At 57.9% G+C, this 24,343-nt stretch carries 16 protein-coding genes and 1 tRNA gene; 6 read left to right on the top strand and 11 right to left on the bottom strand.

Going from position 1 to position 24,343, the window contains the following annotated elements:
* Positions 1-2 precede the first annotated feature (2 nt).
* The 5 genes from CVU60_08620 to CVU60_08600 form a co-directional block, all read right to left on the bottom strand.
* Complete coding sequence (locus CVU60_08620; GenBank protein PKN42267.1) at positions 3-1,043, bottom strand: phosphatase; 1,041 nt, start codon at positions 1,041-1,043, stop codon at positions 3-5.
* The gene (locus CVU60_08615; protein ID PKN42266.1) at positions 1,040-3,493 is read right to left on the bottom strand and encodes a pyruvate, water dikinase; all 2,454 of its coding nucleotides are present in this window, start codon (positions 3,491-3,493) and stop codon (positions 1,040-1,042) included. Before CVU60_08615 ends, CVU60_08620 begins: the two co-directional genes overlap by 4 nt.
* On the bottom strand, positions 3,490-3,879 hold the full coding sequence (locus CVU60_08610; GenBank protein PKN42265.1) for a response regulator: 390 nt from the start codon (positions 3,877-3,879) through the stop codon (positions 3,490-3,492). Before CVU60_08610 ends, CVU60_08615 begins: the two co-directional genes overlap by 4 nt.
* Before the next feature lie 156 nt (positions 3,880-4,035).
* Positions 4,036-6,069 carry a PAS domain-containing sensor histidine kinase gene (locus CVU60_08605; protein ID PKN42264.1) on the bottom strand — a complete coding sequence of 678 codons (2,034 nt, stop codon included), beginning with the start codon at positions 6,067-6,069 and terminating at the stop codon, positions 4,036-4,038.
* The gene (locus CVU60_08600) at positions 6,066-6,989 is read right to left on the bottom strand and encodes a phosphonate ABC transporter substrate-binding protein (GenBank protein ID PKN42263.1); all 924 of its coding nucleotides are present in this window, start codon (positions 6,987-6,989) and stop codon (positions 6,066-6,068) included. The genes CVU60_08605 and CVU60_08600 overlap by 4 nt, the downstream gene beginning before the upstream one ends.
* Before the next feature lie 296 nt (positions 6,990-7,285).
* On the opposite strand from CVU60_08600, the gene CVU60_08595 reads away from it, so the two are divergent.
* On the top strand, positions 7,286-8,152 hold the full coding sequence (locus tag CVU60_08595; GenBank protein PKN42262.1) for a hypothetical protein: 867 nt from the start codon (positions 7,286-7,288) through the stop codon (positions 8,150-8,152).
* An 86-nt stretch (positions 8,153-8,238) separates the two neighbouring features.
* Here CVU60_08595 and CVU60_08590 read toward each other — a convergent pair whose 3' ends face one another.
* Entirely contained in the window at positions 8,239-9,477 is a 1,239-nt protein-coding gene (locus tag CVU60_08590) for a transporter (protein ID PKN42261.1), read from the bottom strand.
* Positions 9,478-9,625: 148 nt separating this feature from the next.
* Between CVU60_08590 and CVU60_08585 the strand changes: the two genes are divergently transcribed.
* From CVU60_08585 to CVU60_08570, 4 genes are all read left to right on the top strand, one after another.
* Positions 9,626-11,257, top strand: a complete 1,632-nt coding sequence (locus tag CVU60_08585; GenBank protein ID PKN42260.1) for a histidine kinase — start codon at positions 9,626-9,628, stop codon at positions 11,255-11,257.
* 100 nt (positions 11,258-11,357) lie between these two features.
* A complete protein-coding gene (locus CVU60_08580) occupies positions 11,358-12,686 on the top strand; it encodes a tetratricopeptide repeat-containing protein (GenBank protein PKN42259.1) in 1,329 nt (442 codons plus the stop codon).
* 190 nt (positions 12,687-12,876) lie between these two features.
* The gene (gene motA / locus CVU60_08575) at positions 12,877-13,728 is read left to right on the top strand and encodes a flagellar motor stator protein MotA (protein ID PKN42258.1); all 852 of its coding nucleotides are present in this window, start codon (positions 12,877-12,879) and stop codon (positions 13,726-13,728) included.
* 2 nt (positions 13,729-13,730) lie between these two features.
* A complete protein-coding gene (locus CVU60_08570; protein PKN42257.1) occupies positions 13,731-14,633 on the top strand; it encodes a chemotaxis protein in 903 nt (300 codons plus the stop codon).
* A 117-nt stretch (positions 14,634-14,750) separates the two neighbouring features.
* Here CVU60_08570 and CVU60_08565 read toward each other — a convergent pair whose 3' ends face one another.
* Together CVU60_08565 and CVU60_08560 are read right to left on the bottom strand one after the other, a co-directional pair.
* The gene (locus tag CVU60_08565) at positions 14,751-16,082 is read right to left on the bottom strand and encodes an RNA helicase (GenBank protein ID PKN42256.1); all 1,332 of its coding nucleotides are present in this window, start codon (positions 16,080-16,082) and stop codon (positions 14,751-14,753) included.
* Positions 16,083-16,344: 262 nt separating this feature from the next.
* Positions 16,345-16,420, bottom strand: a tRNA-Lys gene (locus CVU60_08560).
* 778 nt (positions 16,421-17,198) lie between these two features.
* On the opposite strand from CVU60_08560, the gene gabD reads away from it, so the two are divergent.
* On the top strand, positions 17,199-18,659 hold the full coding sequence (gene gabD, locus CVU60_08555) for a succinate-semialdehyde dehydrogenase (NADP(+)) (protein PKN42255.1): 1,461 nt from the start codon (positions 17,199-17,201) through the stop codon (positions 18,657-18,659).
* A gap of 232 nt (positions 18,660-18,891) precedes the next feature.
* On the opposite strand, the gene CVU60_08550 is transcribed toward gabD, so the two are convergent.
* The 3 genes from CVU60_08550 to CVU60_08540 all read right to left on the bottom strand — a co-directional run bounded on the left by CVU60_08550 (position 18,892) and on the right by CVU60_08540 (position 23,905).
* The gene (locus CVU60_08550) at positions 18,892-20,283 is read right to left on the bottom strand and encodes a Fis family transcriptional regulator (protein ID PKN42254.1); all 1,392 of its coding nucleotides are present in this window, start codon (positions 20,281-20,283) and stop codon (positions 18,892-18,894) included.
* 193 nt (positions 20,284-20,476) lie between these two features.
* Positions 20,477-21,373 (bottom strand): glycyl-radical enzyme activating protein, encoded by an 897-nt coding sequence (locus CVU60_08545; protein PKN42253.1) that lies wholly within the window; start codon positions 21,371-21,373, stop codon positions 20,477-20,479.
* 60 nt (positions 21,374-21,433) lie between these two features.
* Positions 21,434-23,905 (bottom strand): glycyl radical enzyme, encoded by a 2,472-nt coding sequence (locus tag CVU60_08540; GenBank protein ID PKN42252.1) that lies wholly within the window; start codon positions 23,903-23,905, stop codon positions 21,434-21,436.
* Positions 23,906-24,343 lie beyond the last annotated feature (438 nt).

Genomic DNA, 24,343 nt, shown 5'->3' with positions numbered 1-24,343 from the left:
CGTTACTGCGAGCGCACCATCAAGTGAAACAGGGTCTGCACGTACTTGCCGGAAACAACGTCGGACAGGGCAAAAAGCGGCAGGGAGCCCTTCGCAATTCCCCCGGCAAAAGCAAGCCACAATTCAAGAGACAGGTTGCCCAACGCCGGGTCAAGGGTTGTTTCCCACAACCCACCGGCCGTCTCTTCAGGTAAACCGAAAAAACGGCATCGCAGCGGACGCCCGGCAAAAAGAATGCATTTCCCATCCTCCAGCAGAGGGCAACGCGCACTGGCGTCGGACAGGCAATAGTCATCGGCCGCGACCTGGCTGTCGGCAAGACGTTCTCGGCGTGCGGTCTCCACCGCCCTGGCGATGACCTCCAGACGCTTTTCACTGGGTAGTCCGACATTCATTTTCTGGGTCAGATACACGGCCTCGATCATCGACAGCTTGATCGGAGTGCTGCAACACTTGTCGTGGTCGCGCCCGCATTTGGAGGTGATCTCGCGGGTTTCGTCGTCCACCCTGGCCTGCAGGGCTTCGTAATCACGAAAAAACGGGCTCAGATCAACGGCCTTCTGCATTTCCAGAGACGGCTCGCGCACGGTGAGCTTCGGACTTTGCTTTCCGTATTTCCTGATTGTCCACCATTGCGAAAAATTGGCGGGCTTGGAACGGAGCGTCCGCAGCCTGACCCAGGCCAGGCGATGTCCAAGGCCTCTGCGCAGCAGGTATGCGTTGAGCACCGTTCCGGTCCGTCCAATTCCGTGACGGCAATGTATGAGCACTTTCTTGCCCAGATAAATGGCTTCATCAAGCCAGGCCAGCGCCTTCTCCAGCTCTGCCAATTCAGGGGCCTCCTCGTCGGCAAGAGGCATGTGATACACCTCAAATCCGGCAGCACACTCGATGTCGTGCAGATCGCAGAATTCGCCGCACAGATTCAGGATTGCCCCAACACCTTCGTCACGCAGGCAATCGAGCTGCTCATAGCTCATGGGAGCCGCCCCAACAGCCAACTGGTCCGTGACCCAGGTCGTTGAATAGGCGTTGCGGCTCATACTCCATTCTCCGGGAAGAAACGCTGGAGAAAAAGGGACGCTTCGCTTCGCGCCTCGGCCGAATCCGCAAGTTTCACATCCATGAGTCGCGTCACGGCCAGGACCAGACCAAGAACATGAAGGGCGTGAGCTGTCTCGCCGGCGGGCATGCGCATGAACGAAGCATCGAGCATGTCGCCCTTGATGACCGTTTCATAACCGAAATGTTCCAGAACCTGGCGCACAAAGACAAGCCTGTGCATGCGCTGCGACAGGGAAGCGCCGCCGCCCTTGAAACGGAATTTGATGTAATTGGCGCCTGGAAGATCTCCGCAAAGGGCATCCACGATCGAAAAATGATACCCGAAACGGATGTTCAGATGCATGTATTCCGAAGCGATGATCGAGTAACTGGCAAGAATTCTCGAATCCTTGCTGAAAATTCCGGCGCTGACCCGATCAAAGGCTTCCCAATCGACATGCAGCTGGCTCTCATCCCAGGCCACCCGCTCATCGGCCAGCCCGGCCCAAAGTGCGCGCAAGGGGGTGCAGGACAGGGCTGTCAAATCCACGGGCCCTTTATCTCCGGCTTCCTGCGCCAGTCCGCCTCCCAGATCCAGCACATACATGACCAGCGGCAGGGTCGTCTCCAGGAGTCGCGACCGGCCAAGTCCCCTGCCCCCCCTGTCGACCAGGGAGAACATCTCCGCCACGCTCTTTTCGTGACAAAACCGGACCAGATCATGCAGCGAGCGGCACCCCTGCGGCGTGAAATCCTCGTCCTCAGGGTCCAGAAGGCCAAGGCGCACCGTGCAGGCAGCCAGCTCCCGATTCTCGGCCCGGACCTGGGCGTGAGTCTTCTCAGCTTCCAGATTGCTCGCCATGATGCTCGGCAAGCAGCGGTCAAAAATTTTCCCTGCCGCCGCATCCACCGTCACCACCGCGCCCTCCTGCAGAATACCGCACTCGCACCCCACAACCACGGGCACTCTTCGCTCACGGGCCACGGAAGCCAGATGACTGGCCCTGCTGCCGCTGCCGGCCACGATGGCGGCAATGCGATCCAGGAACTGCGAGAGCGCAGGGCGCAGGGTGCGGGTGACAACTACCGAGCCCTTGGGAATCCCGCGATAATCCGCGCCGGATGAAACATGATGAACAGGCCCGCAGGCCGCCCCCGGAGACGCGCAATCCAGTTCCGAAACCAGTTCGATGGCAGTGCTGATTTCCTCGGCCGAAAAAACCTCCCTGTCCTGTTCCTGCTGCAAAGGCCTTGACTGCAGGATGGTGAGCCCGTCCGGCCCGTAGGCCCATTCCACATCCTGGGGCTGTCCGAAAACTTCTTCGAGATGCATGGCTCTTTTGCCAAGCTCGCACAGGATTTCATCGGAGATGGCCGTCGAACTTTCGCAGACGCAACCCATCAGAATGGACGGTTCGGGCTCACGGGTCAGGTAATGTTTGCCCGGAGTCGCCGATCCGTCCACCAACTCCGCCGCCAGCCCGCCGACGACATAGACGCCCACGGCCTTCCCTCCCACCGCCGAGCAGGCGGGGTCGAAGGTGTAGACGACTCCCGCGGCCGAAGCCTCCACCATGGGCAGGACAAGGGCGGCCATGGCGGTGTCGTTGTCGGTGAGGCCGTGCCGAACCCGGTAGGCCAAGGCCCGTGGACAGTATTTGCCGGCCAGGACGCGTTTGTAGGCGGTCAGCACTTCAGACGGCGGGACATCGAGCTCGCTGGCATATTGACCGGCAAAGGAGATGTCTCCGTCCTCGGCCAGGGCGCTCGACCGGACGGCCAGATGCCTGCCCTGAAGATTCAGGTCCTCCACAGCGCGTAAAATTTCATCCGCGATGTCGTCAGGAACTCTGGCCGCAAGGATCAGCTCCTGCAATTCCCCGGTTACACGGACAATGGCGTCATTGTTGGACAGGGACACGTCCTCGAAACGCTTCTCGATTTCCGTTTCGAGATCGTTGTCCCGCAGGTAACGGGCGAACGCCGAGGCCGTGATCACAAAGCCCGGAGGCGTGGCCACGCCATTGCGGCGAACAATGGACAGGTTGCCGGCTTTTCCTCCGACCTGACCGGGATGGTCCGCCGCTTCATCCAGGGACAGCACGTAAGGAGGCGCGAAATCGAGCGCGGGCTGCGTGACCAGAACCGAAATATCCGCAGCGATGCGCTCCAGCGCTTCCGGGAGATCGGCATAGGCGAGAGGGTTCATGTCATAAAGGCTGGTCGTCATGTCGCGGACGGCCTGCACGAGCTGCCCGGTCAGCACCCTGACCCGGGCCACGTCCGCCGGGTCGTAGCCGTAAATGGGAGCTTCAAGATCCGCGATCAGATCCAGGGCCCTGGCGTCACTGTCCAGCAACTCCTTGAAGTGCTCGTATTTTTCACGGATGAGCCTGTTCGGAGCCAGCAAACGGGTAAACCAGTGCCTGAGCAGACGGGAAGCGGTCATGGAGCCTCATCCCGGCGCTCTACGTCATTTTGTTTGAGTACATCCGCGACCTTGGATTCAAGTTCCTCCTTGTCGATGGGCTTGACGCAGTACTCGCTGGCTCCAAGCTTGAGCGATTCCCGGGCCGTTTCCAGTGTGGGATAACCCGTCAGCATGATGACCTTGATCCCGGGGGCGAATTTCTTCATTTCCGCCAGCACCTCGACCCCTGTCATCCTCTTCAGCTTGATGTCCAGAATGGCAAGATCCGTGGCGCCCTTGGCCGCGTGACGGATGGCTTCCTCCTCTTCGGTGAATGCCGTGACCTGATGTCCCTGGCGCTCCAGGATCCTTTTCACCAGGACTCCCGCATCGGAAACATCGTCCAAAACAATAATCGATGCCATGCATCTCTCCTTACGGTAAATTATTGGCCTGCGCGGCATTACCGCCGCCGGGCCGTTCGACCGCTCCATGAAACCGGGAAGGCGTGTCATTCCCGGCCGGAGCCTCTGATTGCCGAAGGCATCCCGGCCACGGGGCCCAGGCCATCAGTGTCGGTCCTAATACTCGGATCCGTGATCAAGGGGAATATCAACAGTGAATATTGTCCCCGGCCCCTTCACCGCGCCCATCGGCAAGGCAGGAAGGTCGAAATCAGGCGGCAACGGGCTGGCCACACGAATCTCGCCCATGTGATCCTTGACGATGCCAAAGGACACGGACAACCCGAGCCCAGTCCCCTTGCCCACCGACTTGGTGGTATAGAACGGATCGAAAATCTTCTTCAATGATACTTCATCAATCCCTGTGCCGCTGTCGGCGAGATCAAGCGTGACTATGCCGAGAGGCGTTTTGAGCTTGGTGACCACCACAATGACGCCCCCGCTCTCGGGCATGGCGTCCTTGGCGTTGCTGAGAAGATTTATCCAGACCTGCTTCAGCTTTTCGGGATCGCCGTAGATGATGGGGAAGCTGTCATCAAGCCGGGTCACGATGCGAACCCGGTCCAGTTCAAAAGAATGCCGGACCAGGCTTACGGACTCCATGACCGAATTGTTGAAACACATCTCCCGCTTGTCGGTCTGCCCCTGGCGGGAAAAACCCAGCAGGTCGGCCACGATCTTTCGACAGACCTTGGTCTGCTTCTCGATGATGGCCAGATCCTGGCTCAACTGACTCTCGGGCGGTGCATCCTCCTTCAGGAGCTGGGAATATCCGAGGATGATCCCAAGCGGGGTGTTGATCTCATGCGCCACGCCCCCGGCCAGCTTGCCGATGGATTCCATTTTTTGCGCCTGGATGAGCTGCTGCTCGTATTCCTTGATGTCGGTCACATCCCTGTCCATGCGCAGCAGGCTCACGATACGGCCCGACTCGTCATGCACCGGGATCTGAACCACATGGAACCACTTGCGTCCAGCAGGGCTTTCGACGTGCTCCTGCCTGTCCACGCGTTCACCGGTGATGAGCACCTCCCGGCCTTCGAGATTCCTGCGTTCGGCATCTTCCTCCGAGAACAGGTGAAAATCGTTGAGCCCTCTGATTTCAGCCACGGTTTTGCCCACGCTCTGCGCAAAAGCCCGGTTGGCTGTCTGATAGATCATGCGGGTATCCACCAGGGAAATGAGATCCGGGTTCATGTCCAGCACCGTGGACAAAAGCCGCTGCTGGTTGGTCAGTGTCTGCTCGGCCTCGCGCAGGCCTCGGATATGATCGCGCAGGGTAAAGGCCATGAAGTCGAGCGACTCGGCCAGATCCTGAATTTCGTCACCCACATTCTGCAGAAAAACCGGACAATCCCGACAGCTCGCTGGTTTGGGACCGATTATGCAGGCATGACCGGCGCATTTCGTGTCCGGCACCAGCCAGCAGCGGCGCACGCGATCGTGATGAGCCGGACAGCTTGTCTCCTTGCAGTTCATGATTTCCCAGCAGAAATGTTCACCCGGCAACACGGACAGATTTTCGAGGCTTCCCGTCACCAGATCCTCGGCATGGGCTCGAAGCTTGGCCAGGCGGCGAGTCACCGTCCGCGCAAAAATGCTGCCAAAGCCCATGGCCGCAAGCAGCACCCCGCCGAACATGGTCGCCAGGGCCGAGACGAACTGCTTGGTGGTTGCGTTCAGGCGGGACTTGGACAATCCGATTCGTACGGTCCCGATGCGCTCTCCTGCAACCATCATGGGTGCCGCAAAATCGTAGACGAATATCTGGCCCGTATCGATCAGCTGGACATGAACCCGCTCATTGCTGTCGACTCTGTTGGCCCCCACCAGCTCGACGGGATAGCCCTTTGCAAAGGAATGGGTGACGACCCGGTTGTCCGCATTCTGGACAAAGGCGTAAACCACGTCGCCAATCTCACTGACCAGATTTCGGAGCACGAGATAGTCCTGGGCCAGAAGCGGATTCACGGCGCGGGCTGCGAGGCTCTCGACCAGGGCGGCCCCGCGCAGCTTGTTTTCCGCCACCAGAGCCGAAGAGGTCATCTTGGCCACGACAGGCAAAAGGACCGATGCCATGCCAAGCACGATGGCGATAATGCCCAGATTGAGCTTTGTCTCGAATTTGAGTCTGGAAAAAAGGAGCTTCATTGAAAATCCCCATTCAGGCCCAAACGCCGTATCAGGCTTCTGATCGGCTCGTAGTCTTCGTCGCGGGCGGAGATGACGTCTATCATTCCTGCGGCGGCAAGGACCGGGGCGTCGTCGTGCCGGCTCATGCTCAGGTCGAGCAGGGCCCGGGCGATCTTGTCCTTGATGGTCGGATCGAAGCCTTTGCGCACGGAATACACCCATCCCGGGTACGGACGGCTCTCCGCGAGCACGCGGATCTGCTCAAGGTCAATCTTGTCGCGCACAATATCGAGCGTGCCCTTGCGGATGGTGCCGACATCGTAAGCGCCCGTATACACGGCGAGGACGACCGCCTCCTGCCTTCCGCCAGCGCCGGTGGCAAAGGCGACCTCCTGAAAATCCTCTTGCATTATGCCGTGATCGAAGAACAGACCGAAAGGATATAAAAAACCCCCTGCGGAATTGGGGTCAACGGCGATGATTCTTTTTCCCCGACAGTCCTCGAGGCTGTTTATGGCCGGGTTGTCCGCGCGCACGATGATCTGGCCCTGAAAATTGGCTCCCCCGTCAGGTTCCACGATGCGCGCGAAAGCTTCGGAACCAAGCCTGGCCAAGGTTATATACACGAATGGATTGGTGAACGAGATGTCTATCTCCCCGCGTTCCACCATCTTGATGTGCTCGGCGAAGGTATTGGGAAAGACCTGCCGCAGCGACAGCCCGGTCTTGTGCCTCAGATATTCGAGCAGGCGACGATGACGTTCAAAGGATACCGAGTGGGAATATTGGGGCAGATAGGCATACGTGATGGCCGAGGTCGAACCGAGCGGAGCCACGCTTTCGACCTTTGACATATCGACCTTCACGACAGGCTCGTTTTCCGTGCAGGCAGCCATGATCAGAAGCAGTATGGGGATCAGAAGTCGTGCAAATGTCATGGTCCCTCTTTAGACAATGGAATATGTACCCATTGTCCTAGCGCAAAAGGACAAAACCAACAACCAGAAGCTTTCTTCACCCTTTGCCTACGCGCACTTCCGTAAATCCCGAATCCCTGCCGACATGGACGATAAGGGAGCTTTCCGGAATCCGGGAGGCAGCGACCGACGGACCTTGACAGGGGTTCAAGGCTGTTTTCAATGGTGCAACTGTCTCATCTTTATCAAGGCTTGATGCGCGGCCGCCGACATTGTATTGGGACGCGAGTAAGTAAACCTCAACACCGGATACAATCATGCACTCGGTCAAACGACTTGCCCATATCGACTTCAACATTCCGGGCGTAAAAGCCGTCGGAATGGAACTGATGAAACTGATCAACTCCCAAAACCCCGATATGGAAGCCTTCGCCAGGACCGTCGAACTGGACCCGGCCATTTTTGGTTCCGTCATGGCCTGCGCCAATTCCCCTTTATTCGCCGGCGTTTCGGAGATTACGGACTTGCGGGTCGCGCTCAATCGGCTTGGCATGAAGGAAATCCGCAGAATCATCTTCCATGTGGTCCTTGAATCGGCCTTCAGATCCGACAACGCGGAAATCAACAGCCTCCTGCGCAGCATCTGGAAACAGAATCTGGCCGTCTCGCTGACCATGCAGCGCCTCATTCAGGACTGTCCGCAGGTCAAGGCCCTGCCAATGGAGATGATCGCCATGATCTATCCCCTGGGACTTATGCATGTCATCGGCATTCCTGTGCTCGCCATCAATTTCTACAATGCGTTCGCAAAATTCATCATTGAAGACCTCTCGCGCCCGCTGCCTGAAATTTATGCGCGAGAAAAGGAAATCTTCGAAGACTTCGACCACTTTGAACTGGGCGCGGAAGTGGTCAAGCGCTGGGCGTTTCCTGATTTCGTGCCCGACATCATCTCATCCTACCATATACCCGAACCGAAGCTCGATACAGATAGCCGCACCATGCACTCCCTCTTGCGCTCTGCCCGCCATCTGGCCCAGGAATACGGATACGCCGCGCTACCCGATTCACCCCCTGATTATTGGTTGCAAGGCAACATTCTCGACCTCTCCGGAGTCAACCAAGACGAAGTTAGGACCAACGTCATCGACCAGCTGGACAGCATCATAAAGACGTTTCGATAATTCACCGCCGCCGACAAAAGAAAGGCCGCCGCGCCAGTTTCGGACGCAGCGGCCTTTTTTGTCGCCCCAGGCGAGGCATCCGGATTTCAAAAACGGTAGGTCACGCTCAGGCCCGCCATGTGGGCGTGGGCGTCTTCGCGGGTCAGTTCGATTATGTGCGCGGATTCTCTCGCCTCGTACTCCCGGTCCTTCATCCATAAATAGCCGTAGGAAGCGTCGATCACCCAAGTGTCGTTGATCTTCCAGCCAGCGCCGAGGGTCACGATCTGCCGGTCGGTGCAGGGTACGGCATAATCCTCGTAATTGTCATTGACCGGAGACTGATCGTAAACGTAGCCGGCACGCAGGTCGACACTGTCTGTCAGAGCGTACTCGGCTCCAAACTGAAATCTCCATGTATTATTCCAATTTTTGTCGCTTTCCAGTTTGTAGCCGAAACCTGGTTGCGGATCGTCGTAATTGACGATCAGGGATTTGTAGGAATTCCACTTCGTCCACACCGCGTCGAATTCCAGACTCAAACGCTCCATCGGCTTGATCATGACGCCCATGGTCACGGATTCGGGAACAGGCTCGGTGCCGGTCACGTCCGTACTCTTGAAGGGGAGATCCACTGTCCCTTTTTTGGTGAAGTCTCCGTCACCGTGTACCGTCATCTGAATCTCGCTGCGCCAGGCAAGACCGAACGCGAGCCAGTCGAAAGGCCGGTAGCGCGCTCCGAGATTCAGGCCGTAGCCCCATCCATCGGCGGAAATTTCATGCAGGTAACCGGAATCCGGAGCGAGCGGATGCCTGAAGGTGATATCATACCCAAAATGCAGATACGTCGCCTCCACACCCACCGCCAGGGAAAAGGCGTCGGAAAACCTCATGGCCAGATTGGGGTTGATGGACAGAGACTTGATGGCTGCGCGGGAACAGTTGTAGCGACCGGCCCATGAGTCCGCGTCCTCGTACTCGGTACCAAGGCCAGCCCGAGAGAACATGCCAAGTCCAAACCAGTAATTGTCGGAGAGCTGCTGCGTATAATACATCGTAGGCAAGGCCCAGACCGAATCCGCGAAATCCATGTCGTCCGACGAACCGGACTTCACGTTCATAGTCGCCGTGGGCGCAATGGCCGTGGCCCCGACCTGGATCTGCCCGCCCGGCACGTCGGTGATGCAGGCCGGGTTGAAGGCCACCGATGAGGGATCTCCATCCCGGGCCACCATGGCCCCGCCCAGGGCATTGCCCCTGGCGCTCCATTCATAGACACCGTAACCGGCGGCCCAAGCCTGCATTGGACAAAGAACAACACACAACATCAAAATCCATCTTCGCATTTCTCTTCTCCCTCTTGTGATTTGCGCCGCCATCGTTGACAGGGCCCGGGGACTGTAGCAGGCAGAAGTAAAACGTCAATGAACCGCAATATCTTTTTCATTCATTTTTTATGAACAACGCCAATCGCCGTAAAGCACCGATTAATCCATGACAGTAAGCGATCTTCTGACCTTCTATTCCCCGCGACTCTCAAGCACAGACGATCTGGTCCTGATCCTCGACCACAAGGGCGATGTACTCTTCGCCAACGAGGCGGTGCGCAAAATCCAAAGTGCCCCGTCCGGGAGCTATGCGCCCAAGGATATCATCGAGCAATTGCAGGACGAAGTCCGGACCCGGGAATTCTCAAGCCTGCCCGAGAACGCTCCGCCCCTGCGCGAGGCCCGGTTACGCGTCATTCTTCCCGATGGTGCCGGCACGAGACATGTAAGCTGGAAATTCGTCGGCATCCCGGCCACTGACGGCGCGATCACCCTTGCATGGGGCACCTTTCGGGCTACCGGCCCCGGCCGGGAAATGGGGTTTACAGTCCTCCCGAGCGGCATCATCCAGGCCGCCAGCCCGGCCCTGTGCGCGGTCTGCGGCTATTCGCGGGACGAGCTGGTCGGAAGGCCCGCAAGACAATTCTATTACACCGCCGCCTCACGCAAGCGCATCGTCAACCAGCTCAACGAACGCAACGAAGTCGAGAACGGAGCCGTCACCCTGCGCTGCAAGGACGGCTCCCCCCTGACACTCTGGTACAGCGCCGAATCCATCCGGGGATCGGACGGACGGATTCTTGCCTACAGCGGATTTTTTCAGCAGCGGCCCTTCACCTTTTCCTCCAAGTTGGCCGGTGATTTCACGCGTATCGTCGACGCCCTGCCCGACCTGGCCTGGGTCAGCGGACGGGACCTGCGGATCGTCGCGGCCAATCAGGCCTACCTCAAGGCTTACAGGCGCGAACGCGCCGAGGTCATCGGGCAGAGCGAATACGACTTTCTGGACCCCGAACAGGCCCGCTTTCCCATCGAGGCGGCGCTCAAGGTCTTTGAGGAAAAGCAGGAACTCCTGCACCCTGCCGTGCCCCATCTGACCGACCCGCAGGTCTGGTACAGGGTCATCCGCCGTCCCATCTTTGATGACGACCGCCAGGAAGTCATCGGTCTTTTGGGGATTGCCCAGGATATTTCGGCCAAGGTCCTGCAGGAGAACGCCTTCATGGAACAGCTGCGCGCCCGGGAGGAGGATGTGGTCGTAGTCAGCGACGACCAGGGACGCATCCTGCGCCGCTCCGCCCAGACCCTGAACCCCTCGATATACGGGCGGCCGCAAACCTTCGACGCCTACACCCTCGACATGCGGCCGGTCCTCGACCTCATGCATCCGGACGATCTGCCAGTGGTGCGCCAGGCCATGCACCTCGTCCTGCGCGAACGGCGCGAACAGCATCTGGAATGCCGCATCCGCAATCAGGCCGGAAACTACTCCACGATCCTGGCCAGGCTACTCTTTCACGACGCCATCTACGGAGAACCGCGCATGTACGTTGTGGTGCGCGACATCACCGAACAGATGGGCCTGCGCAAGGCGGCCATGGTCATCGAGCGGCTCAAGCTGGCCTCGGGCACTCGTACCGACCGGGAACTGGCGTCTTTCCTCAATGTCTCCGCAGCAGCCATCTCCAACGCCCGCAAGAACGAGCGCGTCCCACCGGACTGGATCATCGACACAGGCCTGCGCACCGGCCGTTCCATCGACTGGATAGTCAGCGCAGTGATGCCCGGCCAAACCTGACCGCTGCTGCCCCGCCCGTTTTTTTGGACACACGCACTTATTGTGCTTGCGGCTCTACACGGATAGAAATCAGACTTTGAACACAATCCGGAGTTTTTCCATGAATCCATTGATCCTTCTGCTGCTTATTTTTTCGATCCCGGCTTGCGCCGGCCACCAGGAAACCTCCTCTGCGTCGCAGGAGAAATGGCTGGCCCTGAACAGGGAGTTCATTGTGCAGCACACCAAAGGCGCCCATGACCAAGCCTTGACGACCGCCTTGCAGGGAGTCGCGCTTGCACAGGAATTCACGCCCCGGGAAAACGCCGATCTCGCCACTTCCCTGAACAACCTCGGAGTGACCTACGCGGCCATGGGCAGCTTCCCTGAAGCCAGGGAAGCGCTGGAAAGGGCCCTGGCCATGCGCCAAAAAGTCCTGGGCCTTAATCACGCCGAAGTTGCCACGACCTTGAGCAATCTCGGAGAGCTTTATGTGGACATGAACCTGCCCTCCGAGGCCGAGGACGCGTTCATCAGGGCGCTTGAAATTCGGGAGGACGGACTTGGCCCCGACGACGCCGATCTGGCCGAAACCCTGAACAACCTCGGCGAACTCTATCTGCGCAGAGGGCTCCTGGATCAGGGCGACAATCTGCTGCAGCGGGCACTGATCATCAGGGAAGAGAAACTGGGGGCAAGCCATCCGCAGGTCGCCCGCACCCTCGACAATCTGGCCGGGGTAGAACAGGCCCGCAACAACTTTTCAAAGGCGCAGGAGCTGCTGGAACGCTCACTGATCATAAAAGAGAAGGCTCTGGGGCCGTTGCACCCTTGGCTCACGAGTACCCTGACCAGCCTGGCGGAAGTTCTCATGGCCCAGAACATGATCGCCGACGCCGAAACTCCGGCGCGCCGGGCCGTGAATATCGGGGAAGCTGCATTTGGCCAGGACAACGTGCGTCTGGCCCTCCCCCTGACAGCCCTCGGCAACCTGATGCGAAGACAGGGCCGGTTCGCCGAAGCCGAAGAAATCCTCACCCGGGCGCTGCGACTGCAGGAACAGACCTTGCCGGCGGACCATCTCGACATTGCAATTTCCCTTGGCAACCTGGCCTCGGTCCACTATGCCCAAGGTCGTTTTGCCGAGGCCAGGTCCTTTTACGAACGAGCCCTCGCCATCAACGAAGCCGGCCTCGGCCAGAATCATGCTGATGTGGCTCAGCTCCTGCACAATCTGGGAGTGGTCAACCGCAAGCTGGGGGATCTGGAGCAGGCCCGGAACATGTTCATGCAGGCCCTGTCCATCCGCGAGAAACTTTTCGGCTCCTCGGCGCCCTCCGTGGCCGACACGATGGAGGCGCTGGCCTTTACCCTGAAAGACGCAGGCGACGCTGCTTCCGCAGCCGCATATCTGGAGCGGGTCAAGACCATTCGCGGCCAAGTGAAATGAGCAGGGAGAGGGCGGCATAACTGACATCCCCGTAGCTTTTTTCTGACCCGGTTCGAGGAAAAGCCTGAAATTCGGGGTTAGACGTTTCACTTGTTTTTCGATAGGTGGATAGGCTTATTGCCACGGCGATATTCCGCCAACACCATTCACGACGTATTTCAATTCAAAGAGAGAGGCGGGTTACAGCGCGATGTTTGCGATCATTGGCTTAATTGTTGTTATGGGCTGTGTAGCGGGCGGCTACATCATGGCCCACGGAAACTTCAGCGTTCTGTGGCAGCCTGCTGAATTCGTCATCATTCTCGGCGCGGCGATCGGCACCTTCCTCATCGCCTCGCCGATGAAGGTCATCAAGCTGACGATGGGCGGCTTCGCCAGCGCCTTCAAGGCCAAGGCTCCGGGCAAGGACGAATATCTCCAATTGCTGCGCGCGCTCTATGACCTGCTGACCCTGGCCAAGCATGAAGGAATCATCGCGCTCGAAAGCCACGCCAACAAGCCCAAGGAAAGCAGCATCTTCACGCCCTACCCCTTTGTGATCAAAAACCACCACGTGCTCGATTTCATCTGCGACAACGTAAAGACTTACGCCATGGCCGGCATGGAACCCCATGAATTCGAATCCATCATGGACATCGACATGGAAGCGCATCACGAAGAAGAGATGATCGCCGCCGGTTCCATCAACAAACTCGCCGACTCCATGCCCGCCCTCGGCATCGTGGCCTGCGTGCTCGGCGTCGTCATCACCATGGGCGCGCTCAACGAGCCGCCGGAGGTTCTGGGCGCGCACATCGGTGCGGCGCTGGTCGGAACATTCTTCGGCATCCTGATGGCCTATGGTTTCGTCGCGCCCTTCGCCACCAACGTCGAACACCAGGTCCGGGACCAGCACACGCTCCTGAACGTATCCAAAACCGCCATCATGTCCTTCGCCCTCGGCTGGGCCCCGGCCCTGGCTCTCGAAGCCGCCCGACGTGCCGTGCCCAGCTCGTCCCGCCCCACCTTCGAAGAACTCGAAAGCGCAGTGCGCAAGAAGTAGCCGTGGCCGAAAAAAAAGCTGTCATAATCAAGAAGGTCAAGAAAGGCGGACACGGAGGACATCACGGAGGCGCCTGGAAGATCGCCTACGCCGACCTGGTCACGGCCATGATGGCCTTCTTTCTGCTGATGTGGCTCCTGAACAACGTGAGCGAAGAGAAAAAAGAGCAGCTGTCCATCTACTTCAAGGAATTTTCAGTCATAGACGGGCTGCCGCCCTCCATGAGCATGGGGGCTGGCGGTCAAAGCGCCTCCGACCCACAGCTCAAGCCACTCATCATGGAAGGGACGACCGGCATGTTCGCCGAAGGCAAATCCCAGGAGGAAATCCTCAAGGAAGCCATGGCCAAGATGATCGAGGAGCGCCTGAAGGAATACAAGGATGAGCTCATCATCGACACCTTTGACAACGGCGTGCGCATCCAGATGCTTTACGGGGAGGGTAACCCCTTTTTTGATTCGGCCAGTGCGCAACTGACCGGAGATGCCCGAAGCGTGCTGAAAGTCATCGCCGACACCGTGCGCGACCTGCCCAATCAGATTGCCGTGGAGGGCCACACCGACGCCATACCTCTTGGAGGTCCGCAGTCCCGGTACACCAACTGGGAGCTTTCCACGGACCGTGCATCATCCGCCCGTGTCATCCTCCAGGAATTCGGGGTGGACCCCAAGCGCATGGTCCGGGTGGCTGGATATGCCGCCACACAGCCACTGATCCGCGAAAACCCGGAAGACCCCCGCAACCGACGTGTCAGCATCCTGCTCTTCAACGATCCGACGCGCAGCCCCGTGGACATGAATTCGACATCCGGGGAAAATGGCCAGCTGTCCGTCAATCCTCTCATCAACGGAACCTCCGGACCTGCGGTGCCTCAAAGCGCGCCGCCCCTGCCCTCCAGAAATTAAGTGCGGTCCTTGCGACCTCATTGTCCAACAACGCAAAAAACCCCCTGCTCGCAGACACGTGCAGGGGGTTTACTTTTATTGACTGATAATTCGACCGCTCAGGCCAAAGATCCATGCTCAGGAAGCGGCAGCGGCCACACCGAACACGCGTCCCGAAGCGCTTGAACGACGGGGCGCGCCGGAACGTCCCGCAGGAGAGCGCGAATCAGAGGCATTTCGCGGTCCAGGCCGCCCTGATCTGCCCGAAGGTGCATTGCGACCGGGAGTTCTGCCGGGTGCGCGAGCAGGACGCGGTTCTTCAAATGAAGTCTCGCTGCCGCCGTTGGAATAGGTAAAACCGTCAAGGCGCACCCGCTCCAGACGGCCACCCAGGATGCGCTCGATGGCATTGATCTGGGCGGAGTCTTCCGGCGTGACCAGGGTTATGGCCTCGCCGCTCTTGTCAGCGCGGCCGGTGCGTCCAATGCGGTGCGTATAGCTTTCGGCAGTATCCGGCAGATCAAAATTGACGACATGGGAAATGCGCACGCAGTCGATGCCGCGAGCCGCGATGTCGGTGGCGACCATGATCCTGTATTTACCGCTGCGAAAGCCATCCAGTGCCTCCTGCCTGCGGTTCTGGGAAAGGTTGCCCTGCAATGATGTCGCGAGCATGCCCTTTTGCTCCAGCTTACGGGCAAGGCTTTTGGCCCGGTGCTTGGTGCGGGTGAAGATGAGTACGCAGTCATGCGGAGTTCTGCCCAGAAATGCTTCGAGCAGGGCCATCTTCTGACCGGCTGAAACCGGATACAGGGTGTGCTGGATTTTCTCGGGCGGAGCAGTGTTGGAGACCTGCACCACGGCAGGCTGAACCAGGACCTGATCCGCGATTTTGCGGATCTCGGGAGGCATGGTCGCGGAAAAAAGCAGATTCTGACGCTTGGCCGGCAGCTTGGCCATGATGCGACGCAGGTCGGGCAAAAAGCCCATGTCGAACATGCGGTCCGCCTCGTCGAGCACTAGGGCGCTCACATGGGACAAGTCCACCAAGCCACGGTTGACGAGGTCAAGCAGACGTCCGGGGCAGGCCACCAGGACGCTCGCCTGGCGGGCGGCCTTGACCTGCGGAGTTTCGCCTACGCCGCCGAAAATGGCTGCGGAGCGGATGCCGGTCTGCTTGCCAAGAGAAATGAAAGTTTCGTGAATCTGGAGCGCAAGTTCACGGGTAGGGGCCAGTACAAGCACCCTCACCGGGCCGCGCACGGAAATGCCGTCCGTGATCATGCGCTGCAACAGGGGCAGGGCAAAGGCAGCGGTCTTGCCGGTGCCGGTCTGGGCCAGTCCAAGGACATCCTTGCCGGCGAGCACCGACGGGATGGCCTGAATCTGAATGGGGGTGGGAGTAACATAGCCGCAGTCACGGATGCCAACGTTCAAACGCTGGTCAAAAGAAAAAGAGGAAAAATCCACAAATGGTCCTGTGGTTGGAGGAAAATCAACGACTGGCGTGATGAACAATCGAAGGCCGGACGTGCCGGAAGAATGGAAAATCTCCAAGACGAGATGATGACGGGCCGTTGTCGGACAGGGTCCGCAAGGCTTCAAGGCTCAAGTCTGCTCACGCGAGAGAGGTGAGCCATAAGCCCCTTTGGAATGGAATGCAAAGGAAATAATGTGACGGTGAGGCAATGAAAAAAGGCTGCACCGAAAAACGATACAGCCTGATTTTTTGTGGTGGGCCAACAAGGAATCGAACCTTGAACCTGCTGATTAAGAGTCAGATGCTCTACCAATTGAGCTATTGGCCCGCGCAAACGGAAGGTCTTAGTAGACAGGCGGGTTGCCATTGTCAAACAAAATTTGATCTTTTTCAAAACGGACCGCCAGGTCCGCTCCAGCATCTGCCCGACGGTTGTGCATCGCCACGACACAAAGTAAGCTTTTCGCTCCAGCACCAGTCAAGCCAAGGAAACCATGCACTCCGTATCCGAAATTTATTCCGTCCTCGACTCCGCAGCTATGCCATCGTGGCCATGGACCTGCAGGGGGTAGCAAGGTCGTTTTCCTGACGAACGCGCCAGAGCCTTTCTCGAAGCCCAGGGGAGACGTTTCTCGGACTGCATCGGGCGTGACGCGGCGGAATTCCTGCCCATCGCCAGTTCAGCGCCAGTTGATCCATAAAATTTCTCCCAGAATCACATCTCCTCTGGGACAGTGTTTTCCAGGCCGCCGCAATGCGCGAAGAGAGACTCCCCATTCAGTCGTAACCAAAAGGACAGGAATAAATATGTCGCCCAACTATATTCCCGCAAGACCCTGTCGCCTTGGTTGCCCACATACGAACACCATGCCCACATCTGAACATGCCACAAAAAAAGATATGTCTTTGTTGACACAATTCATCCATGACGAAGTTCGCATAAAAAAATTAAAACATATTTAATTCGTACTGTTAAAACACATATTTGAAAGAGCGATCAAAAAGGATCACTTCTTGCTTTCTAGCTAGCATCGTATTTATCGACGACCCCATTGACTTCAGCAGCAATAAAAAAATCGAAATTTTCATGCGGAGGTTTTCAGAAAATGCAATTACAGGACGCATCACTCTTATGTTCTAAGTGTTATGTTGGCGGAGAATGGATTTATGCCTACAGCAAAGATTCATTTCAAGTTTTAAACAAAACAACAGGAAAAGAAATCTGCACAGTTCCAAATTGCGGAAAATCTGAAACAGACCATGCCATAGCTTCAGCTGCTGAAGCATTTAAAACATGGGGCAAAATGACCGGAAAAGAACGCGGGGCTATCCTTCACAAATGGCATGCCCTAATTCAAAATAACATTGACGATCTCGCTTTGATATTGACCCTGGAGCAGGGAAAGCCCCTCGCTGAATCCAAGGGGGAGATACTTCTGGGATGCACATATATAGATTGGTTCGCAGAGGAGGGACGCCGGGCATACGGAGAAGTCATCCCTTCTCCGTGGAACGACAAGCAGCCCCTGGTCATACGCCAACCGATCGGGGTTGCGGCGGCCATAACGCCCTGGAATTTTCCAAGCTCCATGATTACGAGAAAAGCCGCGCCGGCCTTGGCGGCCGGATGCCCGGTCATCGTCAAACCCGCAAGCGCGACTCCCCTGTCCGCGCTGGCGCTCGGTGTACTGGCAGAGCGTGCGGGCTTTCCTGCGGGCGTATTCTCGGTAATCACCGGCAATGCGCGCGAAATCGGAGACGCCTTGTGCCAGAGCCCAACAGTGCGCGCCCTCAGCTTTACCGGCTCCACTCCTGTTGGAAAGAAACTCATGGCTCAGTGTGCGCAGACCATGAAAAAGCTCTCCCTTGAGTTGGGCGGCAACGCGCCGTTTCTTGTTTTTGAAAAAGGGGACGTTGAAGACGCAGTTCGCAGCGCCGTCGGATGCAAATTTCGAAATGCCGGACAAACCTGCATCTGCGCCAATCGTTTTCTGGTGGAAGACGCGGTGCACGACGAATTCGTGGAGCGCCTCAAGACGGAAGTCGGCAGGATCGTCTTGGGTGACGGCACGAAATCCGGCGTGACCCAGGGCCCCCTCATCGACGGCAAGGCATTCGCCTTCATGCACGAACTGTTGCAGGACGCGACAAGCAAAGGAGCCACCATCGTGTGCGGCGGCAAGCCGGCGACTCTGGGCGGCAATTTCTTTGAGCCCACCATTGTGACCGGCGTGACTCCGGCAATGCGCCTGTTTCAGGAAGAGATCTTCGGCCCCATCGCACCTGTCATTCGCTTCTCCAGTGAAGAAGAGGCCATTGAACTTGCAAACGACACACCCTACGGACTGGCCAGCTATGTCTTCACCCGCGATCTACCCCAGATGTGGAGGGTCGTCTCCAAGCTTGAATATGGATTGGTCGGCGCCAACGAAGTCGCCTTGGCCTCGGGCGAAGTCCCGTTTGGCGGCATGAAGGACAGTGGACTCGGACGAGAAGGCGGCAGACAGGGTTTGGATGAATACCTGGAAACCAAGTACATCCTGCTTGGCGGCCTGGACAAACGCTAACGCGCCCGGCGTGGAATCTGCCAAGAGCATTTCACCCAGAAAACTGGTACAAGGGGCCGACTTCCCGCCGGCCCCTTGCCATTGATCATTCCTTTTTCACGAAGCATCGCCTCAAGACAGTCGCCCGTGCGTCAAATCCGCGCAGCCACATTTCTTGACAAATACCTCAGCATTTGAGCCGGTTGCCCAACTGTCCGATTGCCAAGTCGGCTGGCAAGGATGACCGCGCGCTTCATCCTCCGTCCCCGGGCGTCTCGCCCAGTTCCTTGAGCTTGCGGAAGACCGTGCTGCGGTTGATGCCAAGCTTCTTCGCGGCATCGTTTACGGATCCGAACTGGCCGATCGCCTTCCGAAGGACGCTCCCTTCCAGGTCCTGCATGATTTCCTTGAAGGTGCGGCCCTCCAACTCCACATCGGCGAGGTTTTCGTGACAGACGCAGGGCTTGCTGCGCGTACTGAGGGCGAAAGGAAGATCCTCCACGCCGATGGAGCTTTTCCGGCTGGTGACCACCAGTCCTTGAATCAGATTTTCAAGCTCCCGCGCATTGCCCGGCCAAGAATGACGCAGCAGGGCGTCGTCGGCCTCGGCGCTGATCTCCATGTTGCGTTTGTATTTGGCGCAAAAGAAATCCATGAATCCATGAGCCATGGGCAGTATGTCCGCTCTGCGTTCACGCAGGGGCGGCAGTTTCAGGACAGCGACCTTCAGGCGGTAGTAGAGGTCGGTGCGGAAGTTGCCCAGGCGCACTTCCTTCTCGAGATCCTTGTTCGTAGCAGCCAGGATGCGCACATCGACCTTGCTTGCAGAGGTGGCGCCGACTCTCATCACCTCCCTGTCCTGGAGCAGTCGCAACAGGCTCGACTGCATGGTCAGGGGCAGATCTCCTATTTCATCCAAAAACAGGGTGCCGGACGCGGCCGCCTCTATGAGCCCGATCTTGCCGTGCCGACTGGCTCCCGAAAAGGTGCCGCTGGTGTAGCCGAAGAGCATCGTCTCAATGAGATTTTCGGGGATGCTCGAACAGTCGGCCTTGATGAAGGGTTTATCGGATCTGGGGCTGACCGAGTGGATATGCCGGGCAACGACATCCTTGCCTACGCCGGTTTCGCCGATCAGCAGCACCGTGGCATCCGTCTCGGCGATGTTGTCGATCTGACTGTAGATTTTGCGCATGGCCGGACTGTGGACAACGCGAGGATACTTGGCCGCATATTTCTGATCGGACAAGTTCATGGTCTGGTAAGCGTCGAGGAGTTCCTTCTGGATTGCGAGTTTGCGCTTCAAGTCCATAAGGGTGGTCACATCACGCATGAAGGTGATGACAAACGCCACTTCCCCCGATTCGTCGAGGATGGGCGTGCCTTCCAGGATGAGCTTGCGGCCGCCCACGTTCTGAATGCTGGAGTGGATCTGCTTGGTCTTGACGACCTCGGGATTGATAACAACGTCGAAGAGCCCGTGTTTCATCATCTCCACGGCTGACTTTCCGAGCAGGGATTCTCTGGGGATACCGGTCAATTCGCTGTGCCGGTTATTCAGAAAGACAACGATGCCGGCGTGATCTGTGATGCACACAGCGTCCTTGAAGCTATCGAGAAACTGTTCGAAGAATTTTGAAAACATGGATTGTCTTGGAAGAATGTTCGGAGTCAAAAAATTTTCTTCTTCCGATCCCGTGCTTTCTGTCAAGGCGGGATATGGGCGCAGCCCATTCGCGGTCATGTCCCGCGAACGTGTATGCGCAGGGCCTGACCCGTGAAGGACGGGGACGGGCGCACTGAAAAAAAGCCCCGCAGGCGGGGCATCAGGGGCTGTGCTAAGCGGCTATGGCCCTCAGCCTTGTCATGAGGGTCGGGGCGAGCTGCGCGTCTCCCATGGGAAAGGGCCGCTTCAGAAATTGATACTTGGGCTGTCCCATGCGGTGATAAGGCAGGAGTTCGTAAGTCAGCCGTTCGCGTTTGGGCAGGTACGCGACAATGGCCCGGATGTCTTCCTCGGTGTCGTTGAATCCGGGAATGACCGGAGTGCGCACCGTGACGGGCAGGTTCGGATAGGCGCTAATCACGTTCTCGAAGTTTTCGAGGATGAGTTCGTTCCCTACGCCCGTGCCTTGCTTGTGCCTTGCCGAGGACATGGACTTGATGTCGAAAATGAGGCCATCAAGGAGTCCGCAGGCTTCGAGCAGCGCCTCTGTGGAGCAGTGGCCGCAGGTTTCCATGACTGTGTTGATCCGTCTGCGTCTGGCATCGCGCAACAGGGCCAGTGCGAATGCGGGTTGAAACATGGCTTCGCCGCCGCTCAAGGTCATGCCACCGCCGGAGCGGGCATAAAAGACGCCGTCCTGCTCGACCGCGTTCATGACCGCGTCCACGGTCATGATTTTGCCGTAGACGTTCAGGGCTCCTGTCGGACAGGCGTCAACGCAATCCGGAGTGGCCTCGCAGAGGGTGCAGTCGATGGCCAGAGCCCCTTCGATGTCCATGATGCAGCTGTTGGAGCAGCTGTTGATGCACCGCCCGCAGACGGCCGGGGTCAGACACTTTGCCAGGTTGAAGGCAAGCTCGGGCCTGAGGTGCTGGGATTCGGGATTGCTGCACCAGTCGCAGCGCAGAGGGCAGCCTTTCAGGAAGACCATGGTCCGAATGCCTGCCCCGTCATGGACGGTGTATTTCTGAATGTTGAAGACGTATCCTTGCTGGTTCATGTCTCTCATGTCTTCCTCGGCTTTGTCGAAAGGGTTCGAGGGGGCCGCGGCCCCCTCGAACGTATTGATTTACATGTCGCCGTGTTCGGTACGTTCGATGATGTCGTTCTGGAGGTCACGGGACAGATCGCAAAAGTACGCGCTGTATCCGGCGATGCGCACAAGCAGCGAGCGGTAGCTGCTCGGGTCTCTCTGGGCGGCTAACAGCGTTTCGCGATTTACGATGTTGAATTGCAGGTGCCACAGCTTCAGGTCGCACCAGGTGCGGATCATGTCCACGACCTTTCTGGTGCCGGCATCGCCCGCCACGCACTTGGGCGAGAGTTTTATGTTCAGCAGTCGGGACGCGCGGTTGGTCATGCCGTAGTTTTTGGTGTGGTAGTTGGACAGCATGACCGCGGTGGGGCCGTTCTTATCGGCGCCGTGGGACGCGGACGAACCGTCGGACAGGGCGGTCCAGGCCAAGCGGCCGTTGGGAGTGGCGGACACGACCTTGCCGAAGGGCACATGCGAGGTGATGGGCACGTAGCGGACATCGACGTGGATGCTGCGCTCTTCGGAGCAGCGCCTGGCTTCGAGCTGGGTGAACCTGTCGATATCCTTGGCGATGCTGTCCGCGAAGGGGTCGTTGTTGCCGTAGCAGGGAGCGCCCTTGAGCATTTCCCGCACAGGCAGATACCCTTCGAAATTGGCCTTCAGGGCCGCTACGACTTCGGCCATGCTCAGCTTCTTGTCCTCGAACACCAATTTTTTGATGGCTGCCAGGGAATCGACGACGGTGCCGTAGCCCAGAAACTCAAAGTAGGAGTAATCGACGCCGCCTTCGATCTTGTATTCGTGCAGGTCCTGCATGTTTGCCATGCACAGGTCGTGCATGAGGGATGAAAACGGTGCGGCGAAGTGCATGGGCCGCAGACGGTCGACGACGTACTGCTGCTGGAAAGCCTTGCGCAGCAGGTTCAGATGCTGGGTCTTGTATGCTTCATAGAACTCCTCCCAGGTCTGCATGGTGCAGGGATCTGCGGTCTGAAGACCGATGACCTCATCACCGTAATGCAGCATGCGGCCTCCGTGCATCAGCATTTCCAACGCGGAAGCGAAATTGATGTAGACGCAGCCGGAGGTGTAGGTGTCGCGGTTGGGCATGCGCGCTTCGGTGCAGCCGGAGACCGCGTAGTCCAGGGCTTCGCTCATGGGCGCGCCCTTGATGGCGTACAGCGGAACGACCTCTTCGTCGTTGATCAGCTTGGGAAAGCCGGATCCGTCCTTCACGGTCAGGGCCACCTCATGCAGGAACCGTTCGGGGGAGCGGCTGTGGATGCGCGCCGCCAGGTCGGGATAGTTCAGAGGGAAATCCCGCTTGGATTCGAGAAAGAGGTAGGAGAGATCGTTGGTGGCGTCTTCGCCGTCCGGGGTCTGACCGCCAATGGTCACCGCCTCCCAATGCGCGTATCCCTCCTGGAATTCATTGCCTGTGGGATTGATGTACAGGTCGATGAACTGAGCCATGTCGACCCACATGCATTCCAGCAGTTCACGGGCCTCTTCGCGGGTGATGACCCCGCTTCTGATGTCGGCCTCGTAGTAGGGAAAGAGGTACTGGTCCATGCGGCCGTTGGAGATGATGGCGCTTGCCTTCTGCTCGATGCGAGAGAACATCTGCACGAACCACTGGCACTGCATGGCTTCGCGAAAGCTGCGGGCGGGGTGTGCGGGCACATGATCGCAGGTCTCGGCGATCTGGAGCAGTTCCGCCTTGCGTCTCGGGTCCGTTTCCCCGGCAGCCAGCTCTCTGGCCAGCTCGACGTGTCGCCTGGCCCAGATCATGACCGCGTCGCAGACCAGAATCATGGCTTCAAGAAACGGCTTCTTGTCCCACATGTCGCGGGAATTCGTCGTATCAAGCTCGGCCAGCTTGGCCTTGGCCTCGTCCTGCATGTCCAGAAGGCCGCGCTTCAGCACTTTCTCGTAGTCGGGAACCCACTGCAGGGCCGAGCGATAGGAAGATGTCTCGCTGACCACGAATTTGGACTTCAGGCCGCGTCCGTCATGGTAGGTCACGTTGCGGAGCTCGGCGGGCAGCACCTGGTTCAGGTGTTCGTGATAGGTCTTGCCTTCCCAATAGGGTGCGATTTCCTCCACGAGAGTCTTCATGTCGGAGTCCGAAATCAGGAACGGGCTCTTCGTGCGATTGGGCAGGTCCTTCATGACCTCAATGTAGAAGTCGCCGTCGATTTCCGGGTACAGGATGCCGTAGCGTCCAAGCTTGCCCACGCGACCGGCGAGGAGCTGGTCGGGAGTGATGTAAACGCTTATGTTCTCGGCGACATGCTTCAGGGCCTTGGCCCAGCGCAGGGTCAGCAGCTCGCCCTCGCTCTGCTGCATGGAACGGGTGAAATACAGCGCGCGTTCGATGTCAACATGAGGGACCGCAAACTGGTTGCGTTCAAGGATCTTGTATACCCGTTCACGACCGGCGCGGTCGATTCGAGTTGCTCCCGAGATGCGTTCTTCCTGGGGGGACTGGCAACAGATGGTCATATTCGTCTCCTCAGCCTTGCGGCGTGAATGTTTTTTTTAAGCACAGCATGTGCTTTTTTTCTCAAAAGCAGCTAACATGCCACACTCGCAAGTATCTGTTATCAATCGCAAAAATAGAAAGCCTCATATGTAGGCCTTGAAGCGGACGAACTGCGCAATGATGCAAAACAGAGACTTTTCTCATTTTTTAATAATTATTTCAGACAGTAAATAGTTTTGTCGCAGTTTTGAGACAGTCCCGACTGTCGCGAAATTGCAAGTGATCCAGCATTGCGACTCGGACCGCCCTTGGTCCAGGATGAACACGGCGAGGAGAGGGTCAGATTCATACGGATCTTAGTTCAAATACCGGAGACGAACTTTATGATAAAAAAAAGCATGTTACACTTTGTCGCATGCAAATTTGCTTGGAATTATCCAGAAAAAAAAACGCTCATA

The organism is Deltaproteobacteria bacterium HGW-Deltaproteobacteria-18, from assembly GCA_002841885.1.
Classification (GTDB): Bacteria; Desulfobacterota; Desulfovibrionia; order Desulfovibrionales; family Desulfomicrobiaceae; genus Desulfomicrobium.
The sequence above is the reverse complement of the archived record's forward strand: the minus strand, read 5'-3'. Positions and strand labels throughout refer to the sequence as shown.